Source organism: Nocardia sp. MH4, from assembly GCF_019266065.1.
GTDB lineage: Bacteria > Actinomycetota > Actinomycetes > Mycobacteriales > Mycobacteriaceae > Nocardia > Nocardia canadensis.
On record NZ_LPNR01000093.1, the window covers coordinates 52,835 to 78,097 of the forward strand.

General features: G+C 70.7%; 25 protein-coding genes. 12 read left to right on the forward strand and 13 right to left on the reverse strand.

What is annotated here, in order from left to right; translation table 11 throughout:
• The gene (locus ATM97_RS34885; protein ID WP_308248459.1) at positions 1-1,782 is read left to right on the forward strand and encodes an isocitrate lyase/phosphoenolpyruvate mutase family protein; all 1,782 of its coding nucleotides are present in this window, start codon (positions 1-3) and stop codon (positions 1,780-1,782) included.
• Positions 1,783-1,787: 5 nt separating this feature from the next.
• On the opposite strand, the gene ATM97_RS12570 is transcribed toward ATM97_RS34885, so the two are convergent.
• Positions 1,788-2,279, reverse strand: coding sequence for a pyridoxamine 5'-phosphate oxidase family protein (locus ATM97_RS12570; protein WP_218718176.1), 492 nt, complete (start codon positions 2,277-2,279; stop codon positions 1,788-1,790).
• A 62-nt stretch (positions 2,280-2,341) separates the two neighbouring features.
• Here ATM97_RS12570 and ATM97_RS12575 point away from each other — a divergent pair, with 62 nt between their 5' ends.
• Positions 2,342-3,316 (forward strand): YafY family protein, encoded by a 975-nt coding sequence (locus ATM97_RS12575; RefSeq protein WP_218718177.1) that lies wholly within the window; start codon positions 2,342-2,344, stop codon positions 3,314-3,316.
• A 193-nt stretch (positions 3,317-3,509) separates the two neighbouring features.
• On the opposite strand, the gene ATM97_RS12580 is transcribed toward ATM97_RS12575, so the two are convergent.
• Entirely contained in the window at positions 3,510-4,607 is a 1,098-nt protein-coding gene (locus ATM97_RS12580) for an FAD-dependent oxidoreductase (protein WP_218718178.1), read from the reverse strand.
• 100 nt (positions 4,608-4,707) lie between these two features.
• On the opposite strand from ATM97_RS12580, the gene ATM97_RS12585 reads away from it, so the two are divergent.
• On the forward strand, positions 4,708-5,259 hold the full coding sequence (locus ATM97_RS12585) for a TetR/AcrR family transcriptional regulator (protein WP_218718179.1): 552 nt from the start codon (positions 4,708-4,710) through the stop codon (positions 5,257-5,259).
• Here the strand turns inward: ATM97_RS12585 and ATM97_RS12590 are convergent.
• From ATM97_RS12590 to ATM97_RS12605, 4 genes are read right to left on the reverse strand one after another with little or no spacing between them, the layout of a single operon-like run.
• Entirely contained in the window at positions 5,252-6,721 is a 1,470-nt protein-coding gene (locus tag ATM97_RS12590) for a GntP family permease (RefSeq protein WP_218718180.1), read from the reverse strand. The genes ATM97_RS12585 and ATM97_RS12590 overlap by 8 nt on opposite strands.
• 11 nt (positions 6,722-6,732) lie before the next feature.
• Complete coding sequence (locus tag ATM97_RS12595) at positions 6,733-7,374, reverse strand: bifunctional 4-hydroxy-2-oxoglutarate aldolase/2-dehydro-3-deoxy-phosphogluconate aldolase (protein ID WP_218718181.1); 642 nt, start codon at positions 7,372-7,374, stop codon at positions 6,733-6,735.
• Positions 7,371-8,987: an amidohydrolase family protein gene (locus ATM97_RS12600; RefSeq protein WP_218718201.1), complete on the reverse strand. Its 1,617-nt coding sequence runs from the start codon at positions 8,985-8,987 to the stop codon at positions 7,371-7,373. The genes ATM97_RS12595 and ATM97_RS12600 overlap by 4 nt, the downstream gene beginning before the upstream one ends.
• Before the next feature lie 9 nt (positions 8,988-8,996).
• Positions 8,997-10,274 (reverse strand): amino acid deaminase, encoded by a 1,278-nt coding sequence (locus tag ATM97_RS12605; RefSeq protein ID WP_218718182.1) that lies wholly within the window; start codon positions 10,272-10,274, stop codon positions 8,997-8,999.
• A 193-nt stretch (positions 10,275-10,467) separates the two neighbouring features.
• On the opposite strand from ATM97_RS12605, the gene ATM97_RS12610 reads away from it, so the two are divergent.
• From ATM97_RS12610 to ATM97_RS12625, 4 genes are all read left to right on the forward strand, one after another.
• Positions 10,468-11,472 (forward strand): sugar kinase, encoded by a 1,005-nt coding sequence (locus ATM97_RS12610; RefSeq protein WP_308248460.1) that lies wholly within the window; start codon positions 10,468-10,470, stop codon positions 11,470-11,472.
• Positions 11,469-12,239, forward strand: a complete 771-nt coding sequence (locus tag ATM97_RS12615) for an IclR family transcriptional regulator (protein WP_218718184.1) — start codon at positions 11,469-11,471, stop codon at positions 12,237-12,239. Before ATM97_RS12610 ends, ATM97_RS12615 begins: the two co-directional genes overlap by 4 nt.
• 6 nt (positions 12,240-12,245) lie before the next feature.
• Positions 12,246-12,665: a RidA family protein gene (locus ATM97_RS12620; protein ID WP_218718185.1), complete on the forward strand. Its 420-nt coding sequence runs from the start codon at positions 12,246-12,248 to the stop codon at positions 12,663-12,665.
• 104 nt (positions 12,666-12,769) lie between these two features.
• Positions 12,770-12,937, forward strand: a complete 168-nt coding sequence (locus ATM97_RS12625; RefSeq protein ID WP_218718186.1) for a hypothetical protein — start codon at positions 12,770-12,772, stop codon at positions 12,935-12,937.
• A gap of 3 nt (positions 12,938-12,940) precedes the next feature.
• Here the strand turns inward: ATM97_RS12625 and ppc are convergent, their stop codons facing one another.
• The 3 genes from ppc to ATM97_RS12640 all read right to left on the reverse strand — a co-directional run bounded on the left by ppc (position 12,941) and on the right by ATM97_RS12640 (position 16,854).
• Positions 12,941-15,712, reverse strand: coding sequence for a phosphoenolpyruvate carboxylase (gene ppc, locus ATM97_RS12630; RefSeq protein ID WP_218718187.1), 2,772 nt, complete (start codon positions 15,710-15,712; stop codon positions 12,941-12,943).
• A 105-nt stretch (positions 15,713-15,817) separates the two neighbouring features.
• A complete protein-coding gene (locus ATM97_RS12635; protein WP_218718188.1) occupies positions 15,818-16,240 on the reverse strand; it encodes a VOC family protein in 423 nt (140 codons plus the stop codon).
• Between the two features lie 56 nt (positions 16,241-16,296).
• Positions 16,297-16,854 (reverse strand): sugar O-acetyltransferase, encoded by a 558-nt coding sequence (locus ATM97_RS12640; protein WP_218718189.1) that lies wholly within the window; start codon positions 16,852-16,854, stop codon positions 16,297-16,299.
• A gap of 62 nt (positions 16,855-16,916) precedes the next feature.
• On the opposite strand from ATM97_RS12640, the gene ATM97_RS12645 reads away from it, so the two are divergent.
• The 5 genes from ATM97_RS12645 to ATM97_RS12665 all read left to right on the forward strand — a co-directional run bounded on the left by ATM97_RS12645 (position 16,917) and on the right by ATM97_RS12665 (position 22,048).
• Positions 16,917-17,570 carry a LysE family translocator gene (locus ATM97_RS12645; RefSeq protein ID WP_218718190.1) on the forward strand — a complete coding sequence of 218 codons (654 nt, stop codon included), beginning with the start codon at positions 16,917-16,919 and terminating at the stop codon, positions 17,568-17,570.
• Between the two features lie 45 nt (positions 17,571-17,615).
• Positions 17,616-18,242 (forward strand): TetR/AcrR family transcriptional regulator, encoded by a 627-nt coding sequence (locus ATM97_RS12650; protein WP_218718191.1) that lies wholly within the window; start codon positions 17,616-17,618, stop codon positions 18,240-18,242.
• A gap of 94 nt (positions 18,243-18,336) precedes the next feature.
• Positions 18,337-19,722 (forward strand): lipase family protein, encoded by a 1,386-nt coding sequence (locus ATM97_RS12655; RefSeq protein ID WP_374104849.1) that lies wholly within the window; start codon positions 18,337-18,339, stop codon positions 19,720-19,722.
• A 167-nt stretch (positions 19,723-19,889) separates the two neighbouring features.
• Entirely contained in the window at positions 19,890-20,516 is a 627-nt protein-coding gene (locus ATM97_RS12660) for a hypothetical protein (RefSeq protein WP_218718192.1), read from the forward strand.
• A complete protein-coding gene (locus ATM97_RS12665; RefSeq protein ID WP_218718193.1) occupies positions 20,513-22,048 on the forward strand; it encodes a hypothetical protein in 1,536 nt (511 codons plus the stop codon). The genes ATM97_RS12660 and ATM97_RS12665 overlap by 4 nt, the downstream gene beginning before the upstream one ends.
• A gap of 23 nt (positions 22,049-22,071) precedes the next feature.
• Here ATM97_RS12665 and ATM97_RS12670 read toward each other — a convergent pair whose 3' ends face one another.
• The 4 genes from ATM97_RS12670 to ATM97_RS12685 form a co-directional block, all read right to left on the reverse strand.
• Positions 22,072-22,617, reverse strand: coding sequence for an ATP/GTP-binding protein (locus tag ATM97_RS12670; protein WP_374104851.1), 546 nt, complete (start codon positions 22,615-22,617; stop codon positions 22,072-22,074).
• A gap of 43 nt (positions 22,618-22,660) precedes the next feature.
• On the reverse strand, positions 22,661-23,104 hold the full coding sequence (locus ATM97_RS12675) for a DUF742 domain-containing protein (protein ID WP_255587641.1): 444 nt from the start codon (positions 23,102-23,104) through the stop codon (positions 22,661-22,663).
• Complete coding sequence (locus ATM97_RS12680; protein ID WP_218718194.1) at positions 23,101-23,529, reverse strand: roadblock/LC7 domain-containing protein; 429 nt, start codon at positions 23,527-23,529, stop codon at positions 23,101-23,103. The genes ATM97_RS12675 and ATM97_RS12680 overlap by 4 nt, the downstream gene beginning before the upstream one ends.
• Positions 23,530-23,558: 29 nt before the next feature.
• On the reverse strand, positions 23,559-25,263 hold a 1,705-nt coding region (locus ATM97_RS12685; RefSeq protein WP_374104850.1), incomplete at its 5' end, for an ATP-binding protein.

Genomic DNA, 25,263 nt, shown 5'->3' on the forward strand with positions numbered 1-25,263 from the left:
GTGATCAGCGATCCCGAGCTCGTCCGCGAACTTCTGTCCACCGCGCCGATGCCGCCGGTGCCCGTTGCGCCCGGACCGGGCATCGCGTGGCTGCGGGCGCACGTGCCCCGGTTCTGCGACGGCCCCGTCCATCGGCGCCGCCGGGCAGCGCTGCAACGCGAGCTGGATCGACTCGATCCCCTAGTCCTCCGCGCCGAGGCCGCGGCCAGGGCCGGGCAGCCACTGGCCCATGTCCGAGTGCTGCTCGCCGCGATGGGGATCCCGGAGAGTGCGGTCACGGCGGTGTGCGCCGTCGCCGACGCCTATCAACCCCACCAACCGATCACCCCGGCGGCGGATGCGGCGGTGGGGGAACTCGTGGCGTTGTGCGCGGAGCCGACGAATGCCTCCCCACACACCGGCACATCGCCGGCCGGAGCGCTGCATCAGCCGGTCCGCGCACACGTCGCCGCCCGCGCAGCGGTGGTCGACGACATGGCCTTTCCGGACCGGACAGCGAGTCCGGTGCACGCGGACCGAGGCCCGGGCGATGACGAAGAGTCCGGGAGCGAGCCCCCGACCGAGGACGAGCGAATCGCGGCACGGATCTGCATCCTGGTCCAGGCGTGCGCGGCCACCGGCGAATTGATCGCGGCCGCCCGCGCGTCACACCTCGGCGCCCCGGCGGACCGGCCCGCGCTGATCATGGCCACCACACCGCCGCTGCGCGCCACCCGGCGTCTCGTCGACGGCGTGGTGACCGAACTAGATCTGCGGCACCCAGGCCTGGGCTTCGGCGCGGGACCGCACCGGTGCCCCGGGAGCGAACTCGCGGTCGCCCTCGCCGGCGGGATCCTCGCATCCGAAACCGCACGCCACCCGGCCGACCCGCGTCACTCCGCCGAGCCACACCATCCCGCCGACACACACGATTCGCTCAATGCAAGCCCGGGCAACACCTCGGTCGCCACAGGAAACGGCGGGGCGACGAAACACCGATCGCGAGGCCGAAACACGGTGTCTTCGAATGCCTTCCATGCCCTCCACCGCGATGGGCGCCCCCTCGTTCTCCCCAATGCCTGGGACTTCACCTCCGGTGCTCTGCTCGTGGATGCGGGATTCCCGGCGATCGCCACCACCAGTCTCGGGGTAGCCGCGGCCGCGGGCCTGCCCGATGGAAAGGCCGCGTCGGCGGACGAAACCTTCGCCCTCGCCGCACGATTGACGCGGTTGCCGGTCCTGGTGAGTGTCGATATCGAAGCCGGGTTCGCCGAGGATCCCGCGGAGGTGGCCGACTATGTCGCCCGGCTGGCCGACCTCGGTGTCGCCGGAATCAATATCGAGGACGGGCGCGACAACACCCGGCTGGCCGCGCCGCACCAGCACGCCGACCTCATCACCATCATCAAGGACCGGACACCACACCTGTTCGTCAACGCCCGGGTCGACACGTACTGGTTCGGCATCGACGAGGACTCGACGGTCCATCGGGCACGGCTGTATGCGGCGGCGGGCGCCGACGGATTGTTCGTTCCGGGTGTCACCGACCCGACCACGCTGCGCACGCTCGTCGCCGCGACGACGCTCCCGCTGAACACGTTGTACGCACCGACCGGCCCCGATATCGATACCCTCGGGGCACTGGGTGTCCGCCGGATCAGCACCGGGTCGGCCCTGTACCGGGCCGCCCTCGGCGCAGCGGTCGGGCTGGCCCGCACGGTCAGGGGCGACCTCAGTGAACCGTCGGCCCCACCCGACTACCGACGCATCCAGGCCCTGCTCGCGGCGGCGAACACCGACTAGCGCGGTCAGTGTTTGCGGACCACCTGTTCGCCCGCGCCGGGCTTCCACACGGTGATGTCGAGGTGGTCGTCGTCGACCTCGACGGTGGAGGCTCCGGTGAGGTCGGCGACGAAGAAGTGGTCGAACTTCTCGCCGCGGATGTCGAAACCGCTGTCGTCGAACAGTTTCTGGGCGAAGCGGGCGTGCACGGATTCGTCGGTGATGTCGGTGACCGTGCCGAACAGTTTGGCGTCACCGTCGGTGACCTTGGTGTCGACGGTGGCGGTGTGCAGACAGAAGCGCGGGTCGCGGGCGAGGTCGTCGAACTTCCTGGTGTGGGGCATGCCGGCCAGCACCAGCATGCCCTCGAAGATGGTCGGCTCGATCGGGCTGATCCGGGGCGACCCGTCGGCGCGCACGGTGCCGAGCATGCACAGATTGCCGGTCGCCTGGTGCCTGCGCAGGAACAGGGCGGAGATTCGCGGTGCTTCCTCGGTGAACTGGCTCCATGTGGTCATAGTCGAACAGTACGACGCAACCTTGACATCCTGTGTCAAGGTTTGCGGCTAGTGTCGAGAACATGCGAGCGAGCAGGTTGGTGCAGCTACTGCTCCTGTTGCAGGCCAAGGGCGGGGCGACCGCGACCGAGCTGGCGCGGGAGCTGGAGGTGTCGGTGCGCACCGTGTACCGCGATGTCGAGGCGCTCTCGGCGGCCGGGGTGCCGGTGTACAGCGAGCCGGGCCGCGGCGGCGGAGTGCGGCTGGTCGACGGATACCGGACCCGGCTCACCGGCCTCACCTCCGACGAGGCCGACGCCGTCCTGCTGGCCGGACTGCCCGGCGCCGCCGCCGACCTCGGTCTCGGCACCGTGCTGGCCACCGCCCAGCTCAAGATGCTGGCCGCGCTGCCGCCCGAACTGCGCGGTCGCGCCACCCGCATCGCCGAGCGCGTCCACATCGACATGCCCGGCTGGTTCCACCGCCCGGACGACACCCCCGCGCTGGCGGACGTCGCGGACGCGCTGTGGCACGACCGCCGCCTGGCGATCAGCTACCGGCGCCGCGACAAGATCGTCGAGCGCACGGTCGATCCGCTCGGCCTGGTCATGAAGGCGGGCACCTGGTACCTGGTCGCCCGCGAGGACACCGACATCCGCTCCTACCGCGCGAGCCGCATCGTCTCGGCCACGCCTACCGGCGAATCCTTCACCCGCCCTGCGGATTTCGATCTCACCGCGCACTGGGCGGCGGCGGCGGACGAGTTCGCCCGCTCCATCCTGCGCGTTCATGCGCGGTGCCGCGTCTCGGCCGACCATCTGAGCCTGCTGCGCTTGATGAACGACGCGGCCGCAGTCCGCGACGCACTGGCGTCGGCGAGCCCGCCGGACGACACCGGCTGGGTCGACATCATTATCCCTGGCGAGTCCTACGACATCCTCGCCCACGCCCTCCTCCCCCTCGGCGAACACCTCGAAGTCCTCGCCCCACCCGAACTCCGCACCGCGCTGGCCACCACGGCGGCCGCCATGCACGCGCGCTACCAAGCATCGATCTGAGACCCTCGTCGCCCCCGCATCGGCCACCGAATCGCGCTGACGCGAAGCACCCGAGCGAAGAAGGAGCGTGCGCGCGACGACATGGCGCGCCGCCCGCCGAGACCGAGCGCAGTCGACGCCCCGCTGTCCACGTAGCGCCGTCCGAACTCGATCGGCCGACGGCCGTGCGGCCGATCACGGGTGGTCGGGCCGGTCAGCACGTCCAGTCGAGAATCTCGCCCATCGCCCGCAGCGAAACGGAGGCGGGCGTGAGCCGCAACGCGGTGTCTCGCAGCGCGACCACAGGCGCCGCCGAGAGCTGGGCGACGGTGCCGATGCGGGCGGAGCGGGCGGCGATCATCCGGGTCCGGGGGCGGCGCTCCCGGTCGTAGCGGGTCAGGCCGTCGGGTTCGCCGGCCAGACGGGCCAGCACCACCGCGTCCTCGAGTGCCTGGCAGCCGCCTTGGCCGAGGTTCGGCGTCATCGCGTGGGCCGCGTCGCCGATCAGGGCGATGCGACCCGCGGTGAATGCCGGGAGTGCGGGGATGTCGTAGATGTCGTTGTGCAGCACCGTGTCCGCGTCGGCGGCGGCCAGCAGCGCGGGGATCGGGTGATGCCAGTCGGCGAAGCGGGCACGAACCTCGGCAAAGGTGCCCGGCGCGTGTTCGGGCGCGTTGTAGACGGCGAAGCAGTAGACGCGACCGTCGGCGAGCGGAGCCATCCCGAACCGCGCTCCGCGACCCCAGGTCTCACCGAACTCGGTCAGCCGCTCCGGCAGGTCGACCACGGCGCGCCAGGCGGTGTACCCGGCGTACCGGGCCCGCACCTCACCGCAGACCGCGCGCCGGACCACGCTGTGGATGCCGTCCGCGCCGACGACCAGATCCGCGCGCGACACCCCCGCGGAGTGGACCACCGTTCCGCCGGGCTCGGCCGCCGACACCGAGACGCCCGTCCGCACGGCGTCCCCGGGCAGCGCGTCGCGCAGGATGTCGAGCAGTGCGGCGCGGTGGATCATCACCGGAGCGCCGAAACGCTCGCGCAGGGTCGCCGCGTCGGTGCGCGAGAGCCGGCGGCCCCGCGCATCGCGAATTCCGGCCGAGACGTCCCCGATCGCCTGCGCCCGCACGACCGACCCGATGCCGAGCGCGTCGAGCGCGCGCAAAGCATTGGACCACAACGAGATTCCCGAGCCGACCTCGGCGATCTCCGGCGCGCGTTCCAGCACCTCCACCGACCAGCCCCGCCGCGTCAACGCCAGCGCGGTGGCCAGTCCCCCGATTCCACCCCCGACGACGATTGCCGTGGACATCGCCTTCTCCCCTCGTTGCAGGTACCGGATCACCGTACTACTGCCGTAGTGACTTCGACTACCGATGTAGTGTTCATCACTACGGGTGTAGTCTCTCCGAGTGGCCACGAAACGCGAACAGATACTCGACGCCGCGATCGAGGTGCTGGGCACCCGGGGGCCGCGAGCACTCACCCACCGCGCGGCCGACGAAGCGGCGGGCGTCCCCAGCGGATCGGCGTCGAACTACTTCCGCACCCGCGAAGCGCTGCTGGTCGGGGTCGCCGAACGGCTCGAGGAACGCGACCGCACCGACTGGACGACGCTGAACCGCCTGCTCGGCCCCGCCACGATCGAGCACCTCGTCGAGGGCCTCGCCCTGTTCATCCTGCACGCCACCGGCCCCGATCGGACCCGCACCCTGGCCAGGTTCGCACTGTTCGGCGAGGCGCAGACGATGCCCGCACTGCACGCATCACTGCAGCGCGGGCATCACCGGCTCCGGGAATGGGCGATCGGGATGGCGGCGCAGGTCGGGATCGACCCCGGGGACACGTCGATCCTGGTCGACTATCTCGACGGAGTCGTCGTGCACCGGCTCGGCGGCGCGGGAACCGAGACCGATCCCCGCGCCGCGCTGCGCCGACTGGTCGGCGCCCTGACCGTCAGCTGACGACGGCGAACAGCACCGCCGCCACCGCGAAACTCACCACCGAGAGGATGGTCTCGAGGACGGTCCAGGTCTGCAACGTCTGCTTCACGGTCATGTTGAAGTACTTCGAGATGATCCAGAAGCCGCCGTCGTTGACGTGGCTGGCGATGATCGAGCCCGCCGCGATCGCCATGGCGATCAACGCGATCGACATCTGCGAGTAGCCCTGCTCGGTCACCAGGGGCGCGACGATGCCACCGGTGGTGACGATCGCGACCGTCGCCGACCCCTGGGCGATCCGCAGACCGCAGCTGATCAGGTAGGACAGCACGATCACCGGCAACCCGGCCGCGGACATGGTGTCGGCGAGCGCGGTGCCGATACCGGTGGCGGAGATGACCTTGCCGAAGAAGGCGCCCGCGCCGACCACCAGCAGCACCATGCCGACCGGCTTGAGCGATTCGGCGGTGATGGTGCTCAGTTCCTGCACGGTCGAGCCGCGCCGGATACCGAGCAGATAGAACGCCACCAGCACGGTGATGAGCAGCGCGACCGCCGGCGTGCCGAAGAAGGTGAGGACCTGCAGCAGCGCCGAATCCTTGTCCAGCAGTTGGTAACCGAAGGTGGCGCCGAGGATCAGTACCAGCGGGATCGCGATGATCGACCCGATCAGGGCGACCGAGGGCGGCGACTTGGTCAGCACGGCCGTGCCGCCGGATCCGCCGACGGAATCGGCGCCGATGGCACCGTCGGCACCGTCGCCGGTGCCCGCGCCGGGCGGCTCGAGCGGCAGGAACTCGGCGGGCACGTCGACCTGCACGCGCTTTCCGATCCAGGTGCCCCACACGATGCCGGCGGCGAGGAAACCCGGGATGCCACAGACGAATCCCATCACGATCAGCCAGCCCAGACTCACCCCGAGCAGACCGCCCAGCGCGACCGGACCGGGGTGCGGCGGCAGGAAGGCGTGCGTCATCGACAGACCGGCCAGCATCGGCATGGCGTAGAGCACCAGCGAGCGCCCGCCACGCTTGGCGGCGACGTAGACCAGCGGCGCGAGCACGAAGATGCCGATGTCGAAGAAGACGGGGATGCCGAAGATGAGGCCGAGCAGACCCATCGCGACGGGAGCGCCCTTCTCGCCGAAGGTCTTCAGCAGCTTGTCGGTGAGCACGTCGGCGCCACCGGATCGTTCGAGGATCGCGCCGAGCACGGTGCCCAGACCGATGATGACGGCGATGTGCCCGAGGATGCCGCCGAAGCCGGTTTCCAGCAGTGACTCACCGGCTTTCAGCGGTGTGCCGACGATCTGGGAAACCGGGAGTCCGGCGGCCAGTGCCAGCAACAGACCGGTCAACAGCAGCGCGACGAACGGCTCCAGTTTGACCTTGATGATGGCGATGAGTAGCACGGCGATCGCGAGACCGCACAGCACCAGCAACCCGGGGGTGGTGGTGCGCAACCAGTCGACAGTGGCGCCCATGGGGATACCTCTCAATCAAGCGAATGGACGAAGCGAGCGGCCTTGGAGCCGATGTGGGACCAGCGCGAACTCGCGACGTCCAGCGGGGCGACCACTTCGGTGCCCGCGGTGACGGCGATCGCTCCCGCCCGCAGGAAATCGCGGGCGTTGTGGGAGTTGACGCCACCGGAGGGGATCAGGAACACGTGCGGGAACGGACCGAGCAGATCCTTCAGATAGGCGGGGCCGAGCGCGCGTGCCGGGAAGATCTTGACCGCGGCCGCACCCATCTCGACGGCCGCGAGCACCTCCGACGGGGTGAACGCACCCATCACGACCGGAATGCCGTGCGCGATGGCGACCTCGGCCACCTCGGGGCGCAGCGCGGGCGTCACCAGGAACTTCGCCCCCACCTCGATCGCGGCTTCGGCCTGATCGCGGGTGGTCACGGTGCCGACGCCGATCACGGCGGCGCTCACCGCCGAGGCCTTGCGCACAGCGTCGAGCACACCGAGGGTGGTGAAGGTGAGCTCGACCGCGCGGATGCCCGCACCGGCCAGGGCTTCGGCGAGCGCGACCGGGTCTGGGATGGCCGGTGCGCGCACCACGGTGAGCGCGCGGTCGGCGCGGATCACCGCCAGCGCTTCGGACGACGAGCTCTGCAGCGGGTTCATCGGGTCTCCTCTCGGGTGGCGTCCATCCGCAGCGCGCGACCGGCACGCACTCCGGTCGCGCTGCCGTTCTCCAGCGCGAATTCGCCGTTGACCAGCACATGCTGGATGCCACGTGCCTGTTGTCGGGGATGGTCGAAGGTCGCCGTGTCGTGGATCGTCGCCGGGTCGAAGACGACCAGGTCGGCGGCGTGCCCGGGACGGATCAGCCCGCGTTCGGCCAGTCGCAGCCGGGCGGCGGGCCTGCCGGTGAGGTGGTGCACACACTCCTCCAGCCCGAGCACGCCGAGCTCGCGGACGTAGCGGGACAGGTAGCGCGGGAAGGTACCCCAGGCGCGCGGGTGCGGCCGAGCGCCGACGAGCAGGCCGTCGCTGCCGCCCATGTGGCCCGCGTCGACCATGATCGCGCGCACGTTCTCCTCGTGGCCGACGTGCTGCAGGATCGTGGTCGCCAGCTGGTCGCGGCGCAACAGATCGAAGAAGACCTCGACCGGCGCCCGGTTCTCGTCGGCGGCGATCCGGTCGACGGTGCGTCCGACGTAGGCCGACAGCGCGTCGTCGCCGACGCCGCTGATCTGGATGGTCTCCCATTCGACGGTGACGCCGTGGCATCCGTCGGACCCGTGGACGTTCACGTCCGCGGTGATCCTCGCGCGTTCGGCGGGGTCGTCGAGCCGGGCCAGCGCGGCATCCGGCCCGCCCGACATCGCCCAGCTCGGCAGCAGCGCCGACAGCGTGGTCGAGCCGGGCAGGTAGGGATAGGTGTCGAGGGTGACGTCGCAGCCGTCGGCCCGGGCCCGGGCGACCAGCGCGAGGAATTCCGGTGCGCGGCCGCGGTTCACGCCGAAGTTCATCGTGGCGTGGGTCAGGTGCAGCGCGCAGCCGGTGGCCTTCGCCAGTCCCATCATCTCCGCGTAGGCCTCCAGCGCGCCGGCGCCGTAGGAGCGGGTGTGCGGGGCGTAGAAGCCGCCGTAGGAGGCGACGACCGCGCACAGCGCGGCGAGTTCGCCGGTGTCGGCGTACATGCCGGGGGTGTAGGTGAGCCCGCTGGACATGCCGACCGCGCCCTCGTCGAGGCTCTGGGCCAGCAGCGCGCACATCCGGTCGATCTCGGCGGTGGTGGCCGGACGCCGGTCGCTGCCGACGACGAGCAGGCGCAGCGTGCCCTGCGGCACCAGGTAGGCGGCATTGGGCGTGATGCCCTGATCGAGCCGGTCCAGGTACTCCCCGACCGTGCGCCAGGAGAAATCGAAGTCGGCTGGGTTGCCGTTCCACCCGGCGATCTGCTTGCGCACCACCGCGAGCGCGGCGTCGTCGATCGGGGCGTAGGACAGGCCGTCCTGGCCGATCACCTCGGTGGTGACGCCCTGGGTGATCTTCGGGAAGTGCTCGGGGTGGGTCAGCAGGTAGAGGTCCGAATGCGCGTGCATGTCGATGAATCCGGGGCTCAGCACCGAGCCAGGCCGCACCGCGATCACTCGCGCGGTGGTGGCATCGATCGATCCCGGCGCCGCCACCTCGGCGATGCGCCCGGCCCGGACCAGGACGTCGCCGCGGCGGTGCGGGTCGCCGGTGCCGTCGACGATGTCGATGTCGCGAAACAGCAAGTCGGTCATGGTCATCGGTCAGAAGAAGGTACGGATCAGGTCGACCACACGCGGGCGCTGCGCCGCGGCGTCGTCGATCACCGGGATGAGCCGCCACTTGTCGAACGCCGTGCACGGATGCGACAGCCCGAGCCGCACGATGCTGCCGACCGGCAGATCGGCGGCATCGGCGCCGGGCAGGCGCAGGAAGGTGTGCTGATCGTTGAGCGCGCTGACGTGCGCGCCCGCGGGCAGCGCCCCGCCGACCACCAGCTGCGGGACCGGCAGGCCCTCGTCGAAGGGGAAGTCGCGTTTGCCGCCGTCGAGCAGCGCCAGTTCCGGTTCCGGCCGGGAGACCACGCGGGCCCAGCCGTGCATCGCGGCCCGCAGGCCGGGGTCGACGGCGGGCGCGGCCAGCGGGGAGATGCCGGCGTAGAAGCCGTCGTCGTGGACGAGGTAGGCGCCGCTGCGCAGGACGACCGTGGTGGTCGCGTCGGCCAGTCCGGCCAGTTCCTCGACGACGAGTTCGGGATAGGCGCTGCCACCCGCGGTCACGATCGCCGGGCCGGGGTAGGCCCCGGCGGCGACGAGTTCGGTGTGCAGGGCGGCCAGTTCGCCGAGATAGCCGCGCACGGCGGCGATGCCCGCACTGCTGCGATCGTGGGCCAGCGCGCCCTCGTATCCCCCGACGCCGGCGAGCGCGAGCCGGTCACTGGCCCGCAGCGCGGCCGCGACGGCGTGCGCTTCGGCACGGGACCGCGCGCCGGTGCGCCCGTGCGGGCCGCCGAGTTCGACCAGCACCCGGACCCGCGGGCTGGGCGGGGTGTCGCGCAGGAGCTTGTCCATCAGTTCGACGGTGGCGACACTGTCGGCCCAGCAGTAGAACTCGAACCCGGCATCGCGCGCGGATTCGGCGGCGACCCAGGTCAGGGCGGCCGGATCGACGAGCGCGTTGGCCAGCATGATCCTCCCGACCCCGAACGAGCGCGCGAGCTGAGCCTGCCAGCCGGTGGCCAGCGTGATCGCCCAGGATCCCGCTGTGAGCTGGGCGCGCCAGAGCTGGGGCGCCATCGTGGTCTTGCCGTGCGGCGCCAGCGCGACGCCCGCGGCCGCGGTCCAGTGCGCCATCAGCGCGATGTTGTCCGCCAGCAGACCGCGGTCGAGGGTGAGCAGTGGCGTTTCCCACCGATCCAGTTCCGGTGCGTCCGCGAGGTATTCGCGCACGGTCCGGCCCCAGGCCGCGGGCGGCACGCTCTTGTCGCGCGGGCCGATCGCCTCGTCGGCGAGCGCGTCCACGACGGCGTTGTCGATCGTCACAGCATCCCTTTCCGTCGATCGCCCGCGGGTTTCCCGGCCGGTCGGTCATATCGGGTAGACATTGCATAATACGCAACGCTGGTTGCACTGAATGTTTCCGCTCGTTATTGTGCATCCCAGAGGCAGTGACCGCAACCACGGAAGGGCAGAAAAGGTGACCCAGGCAACATCAGCGCCACCCAGGGCGGTCACCGTGGGCGAGGGGTTGGCCGTGCTCGTGGCCCGGCCCGGCCCGCTGGAGCAGTCCCCGTCTTTCGACCGGAGCGCCGGCGGCGCCGAGGCCAATGTGGCCACCGTGCTCACCCAGCTCGGGGTCGCGGCGGCCTGGCTCTCGCGCGTGGGTGACGACGGCTTCGGCCGCTATCTGGTCGCGCAGCTGGCGGGCCAGGGGGTCGATGTCGGCGCGGTCGCCGTCGATCCGGGCCGGCCGACCGGCCTCTACGTCAAGGAGCGCGGCAGCGGGTCGGGCGCCACCCACGACCTGCCCGCCCACGCCAGCCGGATGCACTACTACCGCGCCGGGTCCGCCGCCAGCGCCCTGTCCCCCGCCGATCTCGCGACCCGGGCGGCGGCCGGCCTGCTCGACAGCACCGACCTGGTGCACTTCAGCGGCATCACCCCGGCGCTGTCGGAGTCGGCGAACCAGTTGACCCGCACGTTGATCGCGCTGCCCCGGCGCGGGCGGCTGGTGAGCTTCGACCTGAATTACCGTCCGGCGCTGTGGGGTTCGCGGATCGCCGAGGCCGCCGACGAACTCGCCGCGCACGTCCGCGGCGCCGACGTGGCGCTGCTCGGCGCCGACGAGGCCGAGGAGATCTTCGGCACCGGCGATCCGGGCGCACTGCGCGCGCTGTTTCCCGAACCGGCCCAGCTGATCGTCAAGAACGACAAGCACACCGTCACCGGATTCGACGGCGACGCCGTCGTCGAGGTACCCGCGCTGGCACTCGAGATCACCGAGAGAATCGGCGCCGGTGACGCTTTCGCCGGCGGCTACCTCGCCGCGCTCCTGCACGAGGCGGATCTGCGCACCCGGCTGCGCTACGGCCACCTGTGTGCCGCCGCCGCCCTCACCGCCACCGGTGACGCGGCGAAAATTCCTCCGGTACATGACATTCGGCGACTCGCGCAGCTGCCGGCGGCGGCGTGGGCCGGGCTGCGCTATCCGGACGCACTGGATGGGACGATCAGGCCATGAGTCAAAGCGTGTCGCGGGCCCTGTCCATTCTCATCGCCCTCGGCGAGGACTCACAGTCCCTCGACGAGCTGGCCGGGCGGCTCGGCGTGCACAAGTCCACGGTGCTGCGACTGCTCCAGACGATGCAGGCCGAGCGCTTCGTCGTGCGCGACAACGCCCACCGGTACTCGCTCGGCACCCGCATGTTCGAACTGGCCAGTCACGCGCTGGAGAACCGCGATGTCCGCACCGTGGCCCGGCCGCATCTGAGCGCGCTCGGCGCCGCCACCGGACAGACCGTCCACCTGGCCGCCTACGAATCCGGTGACGCCGTCTACATCGACAAGGTCGACGCCGAACAGGCCGTCCGGATGTACTCCCGGATCGGCCGACCCGCGCCGCTGCACTGCACGGCGGTCGGCAAGGTCCTGGTCGCGGCCCTGCCCCGGGCCGAGTGGCGCGCCGTCGCCGCGCGGCTGGACTACCACCCCTTCACCACCCGCACCCTGCGCACGCCCGAGCAGTATCTGGCCGAGCTGGAACTGGTCGCCGCGCAGGGCTATGCCGAGGACCACGAGGAACACGAGAGCTTCGTCAATTGCATCGGCGTGCCGGTGCGCGACGGAATCGGCGCGGTGGTGGCCGCCGTGTCGGTCTCGGTACCCGACGTGCTGCTCGACCACGATCAGGTGCTGGCGCTGTTGCCGCAGGTCAGGGCGACCGCCGACGCCATCTCCACCGAACTCGGCTGGGCCCCCCACCGAGACGTCACCGCGAGGAAAGGCTGAACTGCCATGGGTACCGACAAGTCCGAGAAGATCGCCGTGCGCACCGCCGACGCCCCCGCGCCCGCGCACACCTTCTCCCAGGGTGTCCGCAAGGGCCCGTTCGTGCAGGTCTCGGGCCAGGGACCCGTCGACCCGGAGACCAACGAGTACCTGCACCCCGGCGACGTCGCCGCCCAGACCACCCGCACGCTGATGAACGTCAAGGCCATCGTCGATGCCTCCGGCGCCACCTTCGACGACGTGGTGATGCTGCGCGTCTACCTCACCCGAAGGGAGGATTTCGCCGTCATGAACCAGGCGTATGGTGAATTCGTCACCAAGCACACGACCGGTGACGTGCTGCCGGCGCGGACCACCGTCTTCACCGGCTTGCCGCGGGCGGAGATGCTGGTCGAGATCGACGCCATCGCCGTCGTAACAGACTGAGCCACAGCGTTTCCGGTGATGTCTCCGACATCACGCAGCACCCCGTGTTGAGATGGGACGGCCCCTGCGGGGGCTGTTCCGCCCGTTCTACCCGAGGATCCGCCATGTTCGCCAAGATCGCCCGCCCGCTCGCTGTCGCCGCACTCGCCCTGTCCGTGATCACCGTCGGCGCTGGTACCGCCTCGGCCGCCGCCGCCGAGCCCGTCGTCGGCTCGGTCGCCGTCTGCGTCGGTATCCCGGTCGGCCCGGTCACCGTCACCGTCTGCCTCTAGCGGCTAGCCCGAGTTGCGCAAGGCGGTGGCCAGTCCGTTCATGGTGAGCAGGATGCCCCGCTTCACCAGTTCGGAATCGTCACCGCCGCGCAGCCTGCGCAACAGATCCACCTGGAGCTGATTGAGCGGTTCCAGGTAGGGGAAGCGATTGTGGATCGATTCCGCCAGTGACGGGTTGTCGCTGAGCAGTTCCTCGTGGCCGGTCACGGCCAGGTACATGCGGATGGTGCGGGCGTGCTCGTCGCGGATCATCCCGAAGATCTGCGCGCGCAGCGCCGGATCCTCGACCAGGTCGGCGTAGCGGGCGGCGATGTCGAGATCGCTCTTGGCCATCACCTGCGCCAGGTTCGACAGCACCGTCCGGAAGAACGGCCAGCGCCGGTAGAGATCGGTGAGCCGGACCAGCCGCTGCGGGTCCTCGCCGACCCAGTCCGCGAGCGCGGTGCCCGTGCCGTACCAGCCCGGCAGCATGACGCGCGCCTGGCTCCAGGCCATCACCCACGGGATCGCGCGCAGATCGGCCACCGAGTTGGTGGGTTTGCGCGAGGCCGGGCGGCTGCCGATATTGAGGTCGCCGACCTCGGCGACCGGGGTGGACTGCCGGAAGTACTCGACGAAGCCCGGCGTGTCGTGCACCAGCCGCCCGTAGGCGGCGCGGGCCCGGGCCGCCAGATCGTCGAGCAGTTCGTAGGCAGGCTCGGCGTCCTCACCGAGGCCCTCCACGTCCAGCAGGGTCGATTCCAGGGTGCCGGCGATCAGCGACTCCAGATTGCGGTGGGCCGCGCCCTGTTCGGAGTACTTCGCGGCGATCACCTCGCCCTGTTCGGTCAGCCGCAGCGAGCCCTGCACCGCGCCGGCGGGCTGGGCCAGGATGGCGTCGTAACTGCGGCCGCCACCTCGGCCGACGGTGCCGCCGCGACCGTGGAACAGCCGCAAGCGGATGCCCGACTTGCGCGCCACCTCCACCAGATCCAGCTCCGCCCGGTACAGCGCCCAGTTCGCGGCCAGGTAGCCGCCGTCCTTGTTCGAATCCGAGTACCCGAGCATCACCTCCTGCCGCATCCCCGCCGCGGCGACCAGCTCGCGATACACCGGAACGTCCAGCACCGCCGCCAACGTCGCCGCGCCCGCGCCCAGGTCCTCGATGGTCTCGAACAGCGGGACGATGCCGACCGGGCTGCTCGGTGTGCCCTCGGCGGTGCCCGGATCCAGGATGCCCGCTTCCTTGAGCAGCAGCGCCGCCTCGAGCATGTCGCTGACCGAGGTGCACATGCTGATGATGTAGTTCGGGATGGCGGCGGCGCCGAAGGTATCGATGACCTCTTTGCCCGCGCGCAGCACGCCCAGTTCCTTGGCGGCGAGCTCGCTCAGCTGCGCGTGCGGGCCGAGCAGCGGTCGGCGGGTGCGCAATTCGTTCGACAGCAGCTCCACGCGCTGCGCCTCGGACAGACTCGGGTAGTCGGCGTGCACGCCCGACCAGGCCAGCAGCTCGGTGACGACCTGCTCGTGCACCTCGGAGTTCTGCCGCAGGTCCAGGGCTTGCAGATGGAAGCCGAAGGTCTCGACGGCGTGGCGCAGCGCGGCGAGGCGGTCGTCGGCGAGCAGGGCGTCACCGCCGGCGCGCAGCGAGAGGTCGACCGCGTCGAGGTCGTCGAGGACCGCCTGCGGGGTGGCGTACGGCGGGGCACCCGCGGCCAGACCGTTGTCGGGCAGCGTGCCCAGCGCCAGCTCGGCGGTGGCACTGAGCCGGGCCCGGATCGCGTGCAGCGCACGGCGGTACGGCTCGTCGGCGAAGACGGCCGGGTCGGGGTAGCCGGCCTCGGCGAGCGCGGCGACCGCCGGGCTCACCTGGACCAGCCGGGCCGACAGCGACAGCGTCTTCTCCAGTTCGACCAGCTCGTCCAGGTACCGGCCGAAGGCGTAGGCGGCGGCCTGCTGGGCCGCGGTGTGCACGACTTCCGCTGTCACGAACGGGTTTCCGTCCCGGTCGCCGCCGATCCACGAGCCGGGGCGCAGGATCGGGCGGGGCAGCAGGTCGGCCTCGGGCCAGCGCGAGCGCAGCGCGGCACGCACCTGCGCGTTGATCGCCGGGATGACGTCGTAGAGGGTCAGGTCGTAGTAGCGCAGGCCGACCGAGATCTCGTCCTGGATTCGCAGGCGCGCCAGGCGGATCAGCGCCGTGCGCCACAGCGTGAGGACTTCGCGACGGATCCGCAGTTCGGAATCGTCGAAGCCGGGGTCGCCGGGTTCGAGCCTGCGCCGCAGCCGCATCAGTTCGGTGATCTTGGCCTGCACGTCGAAGACGGTGCGCCTGCGGGTCTCGGTCGGATGCGCGGTGATCACCGGGGAGACCAGCGCGTCGGTGAGCAGCTCGGCCACCGTCGTGCCGTCGAGCGCGGCCGCGTCGAGCTTGGCGTAGGTGGCCGCCAGCGAGGAGTCCTGCGGCGGCTCGCCCGCCGAGACGTGCGCGGCGCGGCGCCGGTCGCGCTGGATGTCCTCGGCGAGATTGGCCAGCAGCACGAAGTAGCTGAATGCCCGGATCAGCGGAATCGCGGTCTCGGTGGGCGTGCCGTCGAGCATGTCGGCGACCGCGCTGCGTTCGACCTCCTCGCGACGCACCCGGAACGCCTCGGTGCGCACCCGCTCGATCAGGTCGAACACCTCCGGCCCTTCGTGGTCGCGGATGGTGTCACCCAGGATGCCGCCGAGAAACCGGATGTCCTCGCGCAGCGGCCGGGTGGCTTCCTGCTCCTGCACGATTCGCGATTCGCCCATGGAAAGACAGTATTGCCGCCGTCGCCGTCTCGCGACCCGGCGACGCGCCCCGCCCGGCCACGACGCCCGTGGTGCTCGGCCGCGCCGAGCACCACGCGGCCTCGATCAGCCCTTCCGGCGACCGGTGAAGCGGATCTGGTTGCCCCAGGGGTCGACGAAGGCGCAGTCGCGGCCGTACTGCTGGTCGACCGGGGGCTGGGCGACGGTGCCGCCGAGGTCGCGGATCCGGGTGAAGGTGGCGTCGACGTCGTCGGTGGCGAAGATGATCGTCGACTGCATCCCGCCGTCGAGCCGGGCCCGAGCGGCGGCGCGGCGGGCCTCGTCGGGCGCCATCTGCGGAACCTCGAGGACGAATTCGATGGTGGGCTGGCCGACCGGACCCACCGACAGCCAGCGCGCTTCGTCGACGAACGGCATATCGGTGCGGACCTCGAGGCCGATCACGTCCTCATAGAACGTCTTGGCCTCGTCCTGGTCGCCGACCAGCAGCATGACGTGGGTGAGCGCGAGATCTTCTCCGTGGCGCATGGGTGTCTCCTTCGATGCCGGGATCGTGTGCGTGCGGTTCACCGTATCCAGCACCCCTACAGCGACCGGATGACCCGCGCCGGATTGCCCGCCGCGAACACCCGGTCGGGCAGGTCCCGGGTGACCACGCTGCCCGCGCCGACCACGACGTCGTCACCGATGGTCACCCCGGGGCACACGATCACCCCGCCGCCGAACCACGCGTTGTCACCGATCCGGATCGGTGCCGCGGATTCCCAACGCTGCCTGCGTTTTTCGTGGTCGTCCATCGGGTGCAGGGCGGTCAGCAGCTGACAGCGCGGCCCGATCGAGCAGTCGTCGCCGATGACGATCGGCGCGCAGTCGAGCAGGATCGCGTCGTAGTTGAGGAAGCTGTTCGAGCCGATCTCGACGAGATAGCCGTAGTCGCACTGGAACCGGGGCATGATCCACGATCCCTCGCCCAGTTTGCCCAGCAGGTCACCCAGCAACCGGGTGCGGCGCTCGGTCTCGTCGGGTCCGGTCCGGTTGAACTCGTCGCACAGCCGCTGCGCCCGCTGCCGTTCGCCCACCAGTTCCGGATCGCTGTCCTTGTACCACTGCCCGCTCAGCATCCGTTGCTTCTGCTCGCCCATGGCGGCGAGTGTAGGTGTGGTCGGTGTCGTGCCATTGCCTGCCGGGAGCCGGATCGTTAGCGTTGATCAGCATGGTGTCGATGACGCATCTCGCGTCCTTCGCGGGGTTGGCCTTGCTGCTCGTCGTGGTTCCGGGGCCGAGTGTGCTGTTCACGATCAGCCGGGCCCTCACGGTCGGCAGGCGGGCGGCGATACTGACCGTGGTCGGCAATTCGGCCGGGGTGTACGTGCAGGTCGTAGCGGTCGCGGTCGGGCTCGGCGCACTCGTGGCGACCTCGGTGGCGGTGTTCACGGCCGTCAAACTGGTCGGCGCGCTGTATCTGGTCTATCTGGGAATCCAGGCGATCCGGCACCGGAGCGACCTGGCCAGGGCGCTACAGCCCGGCCAGGCCGGGCCCGGCTATTCCACCGTCGCGGTGCTGCGTGACGGGTTCGTCGTCGGCTTCGCCAATCCGAAGACCATCGTGTTCCTGGCGGCGCTGCTGCCGCAGTTCGTCGATACCGCCCGCGGTGGCGTCCCGCAGCAGATGCTGGTGCTCGGCATCTGCATCCCGTTGTTCGGGCTGATCTTCGACACGCTGTGGGCGCTCGCGGCGGATTCCGTGCGCGGCTGGCTGGCCCGCACGCCGCGCCGGCTGGCCGCGGTCGGCGGCACCAGCGGGCTGATGATGATCGGACTCGGCACCTCGCTGGCCTTCACGGGGCGCAAGGACTGACCTCCGTGGATGCCGCGGCGTCGCCGCGAACGTAGGGTCGATGTCGTGACGACAGCGCGCACCCGACACAACTACACCGGTACCTCGGTCGCCGAGCGGCAGATCGAGCGCCGCGCGCTGTTCATCGAGGCGGGGCTGACCGTGTTCGCGGAGAAGTCGTACGCCAACAGTTCGCTGACCGACGTGTGCGCGGCGGCCGGACTGTCGCGGCGGCAGTTCTACGAGCAGTTCGCCGGACGCGAGGAACTCCTCGTCGCGGTCTACGACTCGGTGCAGGGCAAGGCCAGGGACGCGGTCGCCGCGGCGCTGGCCGCGGCCGACACCGACGACCTGCGCGCGCTCATCGACGCCGCCGTGCGCGCCTACACGAAGGCGATCACCGACGATATCCGCTGCGTCACCGTGGCTTTCGTGGAGATCGTCGGGGTGAGCCCCGCGATCGAGGCCCATCGCGCGCAGGTCCGCGACCAGTGGGGCGAGGTGGTCGCCGCGATCGCGCAGGGACGCGACGGGGTGCGGATACCGCCGGGTGGCTGGCGCGTCGCGATGGCCGCGTTCATCGGCGCCGTCAACGGCGCGGTGCATCAGTGGAGTCTGGACGACCCGCGCCCACCCGTGGACGAGCTCGTCGACGTGTTCTCCACGCTGCTCAATGCCTTGACCGCGGCCTAGTCACCCGACCGCTGATTGCGATCTACGCCACACCCGTGCCATAGTAGCCGTCATTGAGACGAAGGCGTCTCAATTCACGTGAGGACTGTGCACGATGAGATCTCCCTTCGCTCTGCGATGGATGGCCCTGGCCACGGGCGTGCTCGCGGCCGCTACGGTCGTGGTGGCCGGACCGGTCGCGGCCGAACCGGCCGCCGTGGCGCCCGCCCCGGTGATTCCGCTCCCGCCCGAACTGGATCCGGGCTTCTACCTGCCGCCCGCCGAGGTCGTGGCGGCCACGGCGCCGGGCGCGATCATCGCCGCCCGGCAGGTGCGCATCGCCGATTTCGGCGTGCTGCCGATCGACGTCGACGCCTGGCAGGTGTCCTACCGCTCCAACAACAGCCGCGACGAGGCGATCCCCGCGGTCGCCACCGTGATCAAGCCGCGCGGCCAGGCGCCGCAACCGCGCAAGCTGCTCTCGGTGCAGCTCGCCGAGGACTCGACCGCGGGCTACTGCGCGCCCTCCTATGCGCTGCAACATCTTTCGGTGGCCCCACTGGCGGGCCAGATCGTCGTGCCCGCCGAGTTCCTGTTCGCCCAGGCCGCGCTGGCGCAGGGCTGGGCCGTCGTCGTTCCCGACCACCAGGGCCCGAATTCGGCGTACGCGGCCGGACCACTGGCCGGGCGGATCACCCTCGACGGCATTCGCGCGGCGACCTCCTTCGCACCGCTCGAGGTGGGGCCGACCGCACCGGTCGGGCTCTACGGCTACTCCGGCGGCTCGATCGCGACCGGTCACGCCGCCGAACTGAAGGCCACCTATGCCCCCGAACTGAACATCGTGGGCGCGGCCGAGGGCGGGGTGGGCGCCGATCTGGGCGCCGCGCTGAGCATGGCGAACAACCAGCTCACCTCGGGCCTGGTCTTCGCCGCGGTCCTCGGCCTCACCCGCGAGTACCCGGACTTCGCCGCCTATCTCGAGCAGCGGCTCGATCCACTCGGCAGGGGCCTGTCCGCGATCAAGTCGCCGCTGTGCGTGCAGTACCAGTCGGCACTGCTGCCGTTCCTCAACCTGACCGGCATGATCGGCTCCGACGGCAACCCGCTGGACGACCCGCCGGTCGCGACGATGCTCGAGGCCACCCGCATGGGCAAGTCCACCCCCGATATGCCGATGTTCCTGTGGCACTCCGCGTGGGACGAGATCCTGCCGCTGGGCGCGACCGACACCCTGGTCGACACGTACTGCCGGGACCCGAAGGCCTCGGTCACCTACACCCGCGACCACGCCAGCGAGCACATCGTCGCCGAGGTGGTCGGCGGCCCCGCAGCGCTGCTGTGGCTGCGCGAGCGACTCGACGGCATCCCCGCCACCACCGGCTGTACCACCTCCGACGCGGGCACCATGGCCGCCACACCGGGCGCGCTCGACTTCCTCGGCGACACCCTCGCCGCGAAGTTCGCCACCCTCTTCGGCACGCCACTGGGCAGCCGCTGAACACCCGCCGGGGTGCGGCCGAGACCCGCACCCCGGCGAAATCTCTTGCGGCGAAGGGACCTTCGCCGACACTCCGCCCACCGACCAACTCGGCGATACATATTGACGTTCGATGTTGATTTGTATCATACTCGCCGAATTCGTCGCTCATGAGCAGGAGGTGCCCGGTGACCGACAACGCACGGGCCGCGCTGGAGATACTCCGCGATGCGGGTCAGTTCAAGTGGTATGTCATTCCGCTCTTGCTGATGGTCATCTACATCTACGCGGTCGAGGTCGAGCGCCGGAACTGGAACGTACTGTTCGCCGGGCTGGCGCTGTGGGGCATGGACTGGTTCAACGAGATCTGGAACTCGCTGGTCTTCCACCTCACCGACCGTGCGCCGGTCTGGGGCGCGAGCGGGCCGACGGCGTATCAGATCCTGATCGGGCTCAATATCGAGATCTGCTTCATGTTCGCGATCATGGGCGTCGCGGCAGCGAAGATGCTGCCGCCCAGGCAGACCCGGATCTTCGGGCTGCCGAACCGGCCGGTGCTCATCGCGGTGAACTCCGCCGCCGCGGTCGGCGTCGAGGTGCTGCTGAACAAGGCGGGTGTGCTCACCTGGGATTGGTCGTGGTGGCAGCCGGGCTTCCCGTTCCTCATCTGGATCATCGGCTACGTGCCGTTCTTCGCCGTCTGCTTCTCCGTGTACGACCTGCCCAACGTGCGGACCAAGGCGCTGGTGGTCGGCACCATCTTCGGCATCGACGCGATCGCCCTGATCGCCTTCGGCGCGGCGGGGTGGCTGTGAGGCGCGGGCGCGCCGTCCGGCGTGGTGTGCTGCTCGCGACGGCCGGACTGGTATTCGCCGGGGTGACGACCCCCTCGGCGACGGTCGCCGATCCGGGCTGTCTGCCGGTCGGCACGGTCGGCACACCGGAGGTGACCGTCGACGAATCCACTGCCGGCCTGGCCGATCTCGCCCCCGCGACGGTCGCCCTGCCCGAGCAGGTGCACCTGCGCTCGACCACCGAGTCGTTCAACCGGCGCTGGAGCTTCGCCACCCGAGACGGCAACGTCTACGTGAAAGAGGCCACGGCCCTGGGTGGCTGGCGCACCGTGGCGCTGCCGGGCTGCCTGGCGGGCACGATCGCCGGCGTCTCGGCCGACGACGACGAGGTGATGCTGATCGACCACGACGGCCGGTTCATCACCATGGATCACGCGCTCAGCGCGCCCAGGGACTGGAATTGGAGCAGCCGCTACGGCACGCCACTGTGGACCGGGCCGGGCAACACCCTGCCGCCGGGGACGCTGACCTGGTCGTGGTCGGTGTTGTCCCCCACCGAGGACCACGTCTGGACCGACACCGCGGGCAACGAGCATCCGGTCGGCGGGGCGAAGGTGTCGCACGTGTTCGCGCTGACCCACGGTGGTCAGCGGATCCAGTACGTCGATCCGTGGCTGCCGGTGGATCACAGCTACGAGATGGGCACGCCACTGGGCGGGCGCTTCCAGGCGGTGGCCCTGTCGACCAGCGCGTCGACCTCGCTGGTCGTCAACCGGTTCGGCGACTTCTACACGCGCCTCTACGATTTCGACATCTCCGGCGCGGACAAGGTGTTCTTCCGCTACTCCTACCAGGATCAGCGCGGGCTGCCCGAAGCGCCGGACATGCCGGCCGAACGTGTCGACAGCCGCTACGCCGCTATCCAGCTGCCCGCACCGGACTGGGTCGCCCAGCCGAAGGTGCCCGGCGAGATCACCGACCGCATCTCGGTGCACCGGACCGCGCCCGGGTCGGCCGCCCGCGAGCTGCGGGTCGAGGGGCGCGACGGCGGGCGCACCGGCTACTGGCGCAAGATGCTCAGCGATCCCGCGTGGAGCTTCGTGCCCACCGATCAGCCACTCGCCGGTGCGGCACTGCAGAACTCACGGGCGAATCGGTCCGGGGAGACACTGGGACCGCCGTCGCCGTACGACTATCAGGGCGCGTCCGCGCTGGGCTGGACCGCCCGGGTGCGCTCCTTCGACCAGGCCGTCTCCACCACTCCCCTGCGCATCGACTTCGCCGACGGCACCGGGCTCGACCTCGTCCTGCATACCGTCGACGGGTTGCGTCAGACCCCGCAGCAGCCCGGCATCACCGGCCAACCGCGCGTCTTCGACGGCACCGTCGAGGTACCCCAGCGGCTGCTCGACACCCTCGACGCCCAGCCGGTCGCGGTGCGCGAGTTCGTCGGCAACGCCCTCGGCGGCCATCGCTTCACCGACACCTCGGTCGACGTCACCGACAGCCGATTCCACGTCGCGCTGTGGGACCTCACCCTGCATCGACGCTGATGTCGCGGCACCGGGCGGCGGGTTCAGCTCACCTCCCGGTGCCGGGGCTGGACGCGATGCAGCAGGACCTGTTCGAGCAGGGCCACCAGGACGTCGCGCACGGAGTCGCGGTCGCGGGCGTCGCAGTCCAGGACCGGGATCCAGTCGTCGAGGCCCAGGGCCTCGCGGACCTCGGCGAGATCGAAATGGGTGGCGTCGTCGAAGCGGTTGACCACAACGACGAACGGGGTGTTGTGCTCCTCGAAGTAGTCCAGCACCGGGTAACAGTCCTCGACGCGGCCGGTGTCGACGACGATGACCGCGCCGAGCGCACCGTCGACCAGGTCGTCCCACAGGAACACGAAACGGTCCTGGCCCGGGGTGCCGAACAGGTAGAGGATCAGCGACTGGTCCAGCGTGATCCGGCCGAAGTCCAGCGCGACCGTGGTGGCGGTCTTGTCGGCGCGACGGCCCGGGTCGTCGACGCCGATCGACACCTCGGTCATCGACGCCTCGGTGACCAGCGGCTCGATCTCGGAGATCGCGCCGATGAAGGTGGTCTTGCCGACGCCGAAGCCGCCGCTGACCACGATCTTCACCGACGACGGCATCGCCGGTGCGGCGGTGCGGAATTCAGAGTGCCCGAACAAGATCCCTGATCCTCTCGATGGCGGCGGTCGACAGTTCCGGGGCGTCGCGGACCGACACGTGGCCCGCCGCGGCCAGGTCGCTGACGATCACCTTGGCGATGCCGACCGGAACCCGCAGGGCGGCACCGATTTCGGCGATGGAGTGCGGTCGCAGGCACAACTGCACGACGGTGCGTTCCTCGAACCGCAGCGGTGCCGACAGCGCGGACGGCGGTGCCTGAACGAGGGTTTCGATGCGCAGCCCGTCCAGCACCGGGACAGTGCGGCCCGCGGTGACCACGAACGGACGGACGAAGCGGTCGTCGACGTCGTCGCTGTCGGTGGGCGTCACCGGGACCGGCGGCGGTAACTGATCGCGCCAGCCGATGGGACGGTTCATCGGGATCATGCGCGGGTCGGGCAGCCGGGGACGATCGGGATCTCTCATCTGCGCAACGTCTCTCGCAGTTCACCGATGAGCCGTGGGTCGAGCAGCGCGCCCGCGCGTTCGGCCAGCACCGCCATCTCGTAGCCGACCAGTCCCACGTCGCAGCCGCCGTCGGCGATCACGCCGAGGCAGCTGCCGTCGCCGAGCGCCGAGACCAGCAGGAAGCCGCGCTTCATCTCGATCATGATCAGCTTCAGGCCGTCGAAGTCGTAACTGCGCGAAGCACTGCGGGCGAGGCTGGACAGGCCCGACACCATGGCCGCGAGCCGGTCGGCGCCGGTGCGGTCCAGGCCGTCGGACATGGCGATGAGCAGCCCGTCGGAGGACACGGCGACGGTGTCGCGCACCCCGTCGGTGTTGCGGACGAAGTTGCCGAGCAGCCAGTTGAAGGTGTGCGGGTCGGCGGTCGGTAGATGGGTGGTCACCGGGAGCTCCTGTGGTCGGGTCCGAACGGTCAGTGGGTCGGATCGTGCGGGGTGGGGCCGGGTCGGGTGTCGCCACCGCGTTCGTGGCCGGTGCGGAACGACGACAGCATGTTGCGCGTCTGGTCGGGGGTCCGGTCGGCGACCGGCGGCCGGTCCTGGCGGGTCACCGGTTCGCGGCGCGGACGGTCGGGCGAGCCGGTGATCTTGGCACGCTTGCTGCGCTTCACCAGTCCGTTGCGGGTGCGTTCGACGGCGGCGGGGCCGGTCGGGTCGACGGCCGACAGATCGTGCGCGGTCGGCGACGCGGTGTGCGCGGTCGCCGCGGAATCACCGTGGGCCGCGCCGTTTCGGCCGCGGTCGACGGTGGGTGTTTCCGGTGGGGTGCCGTTGCGGACCGGGTGCACGCCGGGCACCGGCGCCCGGCCGTTGCGCGCGCGGTCGGCGCCGGCCGATGGCGGTGCCACGCCGTTGCGCGCGCCGTTCGTGTCGGCCGGTGCCACGCCGTTGCGAGGGTGATCACCCGCCCCGGAGATCGCCGGGGCCGCATCGTTCGGCGAGCCGTGGTAGGCGATGGCATTGGTGGTGCTGCTGAGGAACTGCGCGTAGACCGAATCGCCGGGCGCGGCGGGAACGGAGTCGTCGGCCGCAGCGGATTCGGGGTCCCGGGTGTGCCGCGCGCGGCCGGGTGCGTCGAACTGCCGCGGCGCCGTCGCTCCGCTCATCGACTGTGCTCCGGAATCATCGTGTACGACAACGGCTCTGGCGACGTCGGGCGCGACCGCGGCGCCGTTGCGGCCGGGTGCCGCTCGGGCGGGCTCCGGCGCGGCGGAGCGGTTCCTGGCCTCGGCCGGTTCGGCCGGTCGGGCGCTGTCGTCGACGAGAATGCTCGCGGGCAGCAGCAGGCGGGCGACGATGCCGCTGACCGGGGAGGTGTTGAGTTCCACGTCGATGCCGAGGCGGCCCGCGAGCCGGCCGACCACGTAGTGACCGAGGTAGCGGGTGGAGGCGACGATGAAGTCCTGCTCCCCGCGCAGGCGCGCGTTGGCCTCGGCGAGCTGGTCGGCGGGCATGCCGACGCCGTGGTCGACGACCGCGAGCAGATACCCACCGGCCACCTTGCGGCCGTAGACCTCGACCTCGAGGTCGGGCGGGGAGAAGGCCAGCCCGTTCTCGATGAGTTCGGCCAGCACGTGGGCGAGTTCGCTGACCACCGCGCCGGCGATGGCGATGTCGTCGACCCGGCGCAACACCACGCGGCGATAGTCGTCGACCTCCGACAGGCCGGCCCGGATGACATCGGTGAGCGCGATCGGCTCGGCCCACCGGCGCGGGCTCGCCTCGCCGACGAGCACCAGCAGGCTTTCGGCGTTGCGCCGCATGCGGGTCGCGAGATGGTCGAGTTCGAACAGGTTCGACAGCGCCTTCGGATCGAGTTCCTCGCGCTCGAACTCGCTGATCAGCCCGAGCTGCCTGCGCACGAGATTCTGATTGCGGCGAGCCAGATTGGCCATCGACTCGGTGGTGTTGCGCCGCACCAGGGCCTGTTCGGACGCCAGGTCGAAGGCGGTGGTCTGCACCCGGTCCAGCGCCCCGGCGACCGCGCCGATCTCGACGCCGGCGCCCGGCGGCGTGCGCACGGGCGCGGGTGGCTCGGGGCGGCTGTCGGCGGCACCGCGCCAGGCGGCGATCACCTCGGGCAGCCGACTCGACGCGACGTCGTCGGCCTCGGCGGCG